This is a genomic window from Deltaproteobacteria bacterium (assembly GCA_009930495.1).
GTDB lineage: Bacteria > Desulfobacterota > Desulfovibrionia > Desulfovibrionales > Desulfomicrobiaceae > Desulfomicrobium.
Genome location: RZYB01000173.1, coordinates 1 through 5,191 on the forward strand (window position 1 = coordinate 1; position 5,191 = coordinate 5,191).

At 58.8% G+C, this 5,191-nt stretch carries 4 protein-coding genes; all 4 read left to right on the forward strand.

The genetic code is table 11. The features are described 5' to 3' along the window. The first annotated feature begins 14 nt into the window (after positions 1-14). The 4 genes from EOL86_11810 (at position 15) to gatB (ending at position 5,018) form a co-directional block, all read left to right on the forward strand. A complete protein-coding gene (locus EOL86_11810; protein NCD26260.1) occupies positions 15-1,784 on the forward strand; it encodes a DUF89 family protein in 1,770 nt (589 codons plus the stop codon). 74 nt (positions 1,785-1,858) lie between these two features. Continuing rightward, entirely contained in the window at positions 1,859-2,911 is a 1,053-nt protein-coding gene (locus tag EOL86_11815; GenBank protein ID NCD26261.1) for a transglycosylase, read from the forward strand. A 7-nt stretch (positions 2,912-2,918) separates the two neighbouring features. Next, on the forward strand, positions 2,919-3,569 hold the full coding sequence (locus EOL86_11820) for a DUF4254 domain-containing protein (protein NCD26262.1): 651 nt from the start codon (positions 2,919-2,921) through the stop codon (positions 3,567-3,569). An 18-nt stretch (positions 3,570-3,587) separates the two neighbouring features. Further along, positions 3,588-5,018, forward strand: coding sequence for an Asp-tRNA(Asn)/Glu-tRNA(Gln) amidotransferase subunit GatB (gatB, locus tag EOL86_11825; GenBank protein NCD26263.1), 1,431 nt, complete (start codon positions 3,588-3,590; stop codon positions 5,016-5,018). The last annotated feature ends 173 nt before the right edge of the window (positions 5,019-5,191 follow it).

Sequence of the window (5,191 nt, forward strand, 5' to 3'; positions counted from 1 at the left end):
ATCCGGGAGAGCTGATGCCCAAACTGCCCAATTTTTCATCGGTCCGGGAGCTGCGGTATGGCCAGGACCCCTATCTTGACGCCTGGTTGCTGCATTTCATGACCGAGAACAACATCGAGCCCAACGTCAACCCGGCCGAGAACGCCCAGCAGGAACAGCTGCGTTTCATGGTCGACGTGGATGACGACCAGGTCTTTGTGCCCTGTTCCGACGAGATGTTCGAAAACCTGCTCCAGTCCCGCCTTTCGTCCACCCTGAAGTTTGAGTATCGGGAAAAGTGGCGGCTTTTGGTGCATCTGGTGCACATCAATATCACGGATCGTTATACGCGGCGTAAAATTTTCGCCCTTTCCCGACACAAGCTCAGCCAGGTCCTGCATGCTCCGTTTTTGATTCCTTCCCGTCTGCTCAAGCAGCTTTTGACCATCTTCATGGCCATGAGCGGGGTCCACGATCCGCAACGCGAGGAAAAGCGCCTCTACAACCGGCGCGCCCTCGACTTCATGAACAGCCCGGCCATGAGCCGCTGTCTGTATTCCTGCCCGGACACGACAATGGGGTGCACCTCCATCGAGTATCTGCGCTGGCAACTCGACTTGTTGGAACTGTCCCGTCTGTGCCGGTTGTCCTTGTCCTCGGCCATTTGGGAAACACCGGCCCTGGTCCGGGAGGATCCCGCCTTTTTGGACCGGATCGGCGCCCCCTGGCCCGAGTTTACCTCGCTCATGGACAAGGTCATGGGACCGGACAGCGGGCAGGGGCAGCTCAAGATTTTGTTTTTGCCCGAGAGCAGCGGCGAGATCATTTTTGACCTGCGCTTTATCAGGGTCTTGTTGCGTCTGGGGCATAAGGTCATTTTGGCCTTCAAGGAAGGGTTTTCCCTGGACCAACCGGTGTTTTGGGATGCCGAGCACGACACGGCCCTGAACGAGGCCCTGGGCGAGGCCCAATTCGTCGAAAACAGCCGCATGACCAAGAACGAGCTGCTTCGGGCCCAGCGCGAGAACCCGCTCATGGTCATTTCCGACGGCACCCGCGAACGCCTCAATCTGTGGCGGACCAACGTGACATTCGCCCGTGCTTGGAAGGAAGCTGACTTGGTCATTGCCAAGGGCTTTGCAAATTATCGGCGTTTGATCATGAACTCCCATTTGTTTACCCGGGATATCCTGTGCCTGTACCGCGATGGAGCCGGCCAGGACCGGATTTGCTTCAAGGGCAAGTCGTCGCGTGTCAACAAGATCACCGAAAGCCAGGTCGTGGGCCATGCCGACACCATTATCGCCCGCATGCGCCATGCCCAGGGTCAGGGCAAGCAGGTCATGTTTTACAGCGCGATCATCGGCAGCATTCCTGGTCAGACCACGCTGGCTCTGAAGGTGGTCAGCACGTTTGTCGAGTATTTGCGGAGCAAGCACGCCAATCTGTTGATCATCAATCCGGCCGAGCATTTCGTGGATGGGATGGATGGCGATGATTTGATGTACATGTGGGAGCGGGTGCAGCGTAGCGGATTCATCAATGTCTGGCGTTTTCAGAGCGTCGGTGACATCGAGACCAGTTTCGAACTCATGGGCGAGGCGGTGCCGGCCGAGTGGCATGGCAAGGACGCGACCTTTTCCACGGGGTGCACCAAGGAAATGCATATTGCCCTGGACATGCAGAAAACCCATCCGGAAATGCAGATCATCGGCCCGGATCCCAAGCGTTTTTTCCGGCGCATGGAATATGGCGTGGGCAAGTATTTCGACGCCCGCATCCCGGACAAGGGCCGGAGCTTGTGAGACTCGCGGCCCTGGTGTTGCTGTGCTGCCTTGGTCTGACGGCGTGCGCCGGACCGGGCAAGGCGCCGAATTTGATGGTCACGGAGCCTCCCCGGGGCCTGGTCACGCAGCTGGCCCGGACCGATCCCCCGGCCTTGAATCGGGCGATTGCCGCCAGTCTGGTTCATGTCCGCGCTCAAAATCCCATGGCCAGACCCTTTGCCGGTGTTCCGGAGTGCACCTGGGCCGATCTGCGCGCCACCCTGGAGCATCTGCGCGATATTTTGCCGCGCTTGCAGACTGATCCCGATGTGCTGACCCGCGATTTCACGTGGCGCGAAGTCCAGCCAGAACCGTTGGTCACGGGCTATTACGAGCCGGAAATCGAGGCCTCCCTGGTGCCGGGCCCGGCCTATCCGGTGCCCATTTTTGGGCTGCCCAAGGGTTTGAAAAGCGCGGATCTGGGGGCGTTTCATCCACGCTGGGCCGGCCAGACTCTTTTCTACCGGATCGAGGGCAGTGCCATCGCCCCGTTTTATTCCCGTGCCGAGATTGACTCTGCCGGGGCGCTCGACGCCACGGACGCACCCATCGCCTGGACCAAAAGCCGGGTCGATGTCTTTTTTTTGCAGGTCCAGGGTTCGGGCCGGTTGCGTTTGCCCGACGGAACGGTCCGACACATCCTCTATGCCGGCAAGAACGGCTGGGACTATGTTTCCCTGGGCAAGGTCATGATCGAGCGCGGGCTCATCGCGCGCCAGGACATGTCCATGCAGCGGCTGCGCGCCTATTTGTACGCCCATCCGGACGAGGCCCAAAATCTGATGAACACCAACCCCAGCTATGTTTTTTTCCGCTTGGCCGATTTCGGCCCGCTGGGCTCCATGGGGCAAACATTGACGCCGATGGTCAGCCTGGCTACAGATTCTGCCTTTCTGCCGTTGGGAACCGTGCTGGCCATGGAACTCGACCTGCCGCGCCCCCGGGGCGCGTCCGAGCGGACCTCGCTATTGGGTCTGCCCCAGGATCGGGGCGGCGCCATTAAGGGCAGCCGTCTGGATTTGTTTTGCGGCGCGGGCCTGGATGCCGAATTTTTGGCCGGCCATCTTCAGAATCACGGCCGCGTGTTTCTTCTGCTCAAAAAATAGGACGGTCATGGATTCCCTTTCACCCGCCGTGCTTAAGCACCTGTTGCAGACCGCCTGGACCGCCCAGATGGATCGCGTGGCGTTGTGGCACGCAACCGAGCCCGGCGCGGATTTGAATCCCGGGGACACGGGCTTGGTCGAGTTGATTTTGCGTCAGCACCTGCGGAATTTTTTGTTGTGGCATGTTGAGGATCGGGCGCGGCGGCGTGACGTCGATGACGGCGTAATCACCGCGTGCAAACGGGAAATCGATGGCCTCAATCAGCAGCGCAATGATTTGATGGAACAGGTCGATGCCTGGCTGGTCGCGGCCATTGCCTCGTTTCCTGCGCAACAGAACCTGGACGAGGCCGGACGGCGTTTCAACACCGAGACCTTGGGCGCGGCCCTGGACCGGCTGTCCATCCTGAGCCTCAAGATTTTCCACATGGCCGAACAAACCGCGCGGACCGATGTGGATCCGGCGCATGTGAGCTTGTGTCGTTCCAAATTGGCCGTTTTGGAAGAGCAACACCGCGACCTGTTCCGCGCCATCCTGGACTTGGTGGACGAGTACGCATCCGGGGCCAAGTCTCCAAAAATTTATTTTCAGTGCAAAATGTATAACGATCCGGCCCTGAATCCGGAACTGTACGCCGCTGGCCGGACTCGGGTCTGAACGCGGCGGGGAGGGCGCATGCGTGATTATGAAGTGGTTATCGGCCTGGAAGTCCATGCCCAGCTCAAAACCAAGAGCAAGATATTCTGTTCCTGTTCAACCCAGTTCGGGGCCGCGCCCAACGAGAACACCTGCCCGGTCTGCACGGGCATGCCCGGCACTCTGCCCGTATTGAATGCCACGGCCGTGGAGTACGCGGTCAAGATGGCCATGGCCGTGGATTGCCGTGTCAATAAAAAGTCCATTTTTGCCCGCAAGAACTATTTTTATCCCGATCTGCCCATGGGCTACCAGATTTCGCAGTTCGATCTGCCCGTGGCCGAGCACGGTCACATCATGATCCATACGGACAAGGGCGAAAAACGCATCGGCATCACCCGTATCCACATGGAAAATGATGCCGGCAAAAATATCCATTCGAGCACGGACAATGCGTCCTATGTGGATTTGAACCGTGCCGGGACGCCGCTCATTGAAATTGTCAGTGAGCCAGACATGCGTTCGGCCGAGGAAGCCGTGGCCTATCTGAAGAGTCTGCGGGCGATTTTGCTTTATCTGGGCATTTGTGACGGCAACCTGGAGGAGGGCAGTTTTCGCTGCGATGCCAATGTCTCCATCCGGCCCTGGGGCCAGGAGGAGTTCGGCACGCGCGCGGAGCTCAAGAACATGAACTCTTTCCGCAACATCCAGCGGGCCATTGATTATGAGGTCCAGCGCCAGATCGACGTCATCGAGGACGGTGATGTGGTCGTGCAGGAAACGCGGCTTTTTGACGCGGCCAAGGGCGAAACCCGGTCCATGCGCGGCAAGGAAGAGGCTCATGACTATCGCTATTTTCCTGATCCGGATTTGGTGCCCTTGGTTATCGAAGACGCCTGGATGGAAAAATGGCGGGCCGATCTGCCGGAACTGCCCAAGGCCCGTTTGGCTCGTTTTTGCGATGATTTGGGCCTGCCACGGTACGACGCCGAGGTGCTCACGGCCGAAAAGGATGTGGCCGATTACTTCGAGGCCGCCGTGGCCGCGGGCGGCGAGCCGAAAAAAATGTCCAACTGGATCATGGGCGAGGTGCTGCGCGAGTTGAATGATCGCGGGGAGAGCTTGGCCGCGTGTCGGATTCTGCCCGAGGAATTGGCGCGTCTGGTCAAGCTGGTCGATGCCGGAACCATCAGCGGCAGCATCGCCAAGAATGTGTTCAAGGAGCTGTTTGAAACAGGCGGCGATCCCGAAGCCCATGTCAAGGCCAAGGGGCTGATTCAGATTTCCGACACGTCGGCCATCGAGGCCCTCGTGGACGAGGTTGTCGCCGAAAATCCGGCCGAGATGGAGCGCTTTCGCGGCGGAGACAAGAAATTGACCGGCTTTTTTGTCGGACAGGTCATGAAGAAATCCAAGGGCAAGGCCAATCCGGGGTTGGTCAATCAGCTTTTGGCCAAGAAACTGCGCTAATTTTTTTTGCAGTCCTCACGCAAGAATGGGCGGCCCGGTGGACCGCCCATTCTTGCGTGGTTCTTTGAGTTTATTCGCTGCGCATCAATTCAGCCGTCAGGCGGGCGGATTGCTCCAGACTGGCCACGGTGATGAATTCGTCCGTGGTATGGACCTTGCTCATGCCGATGCCA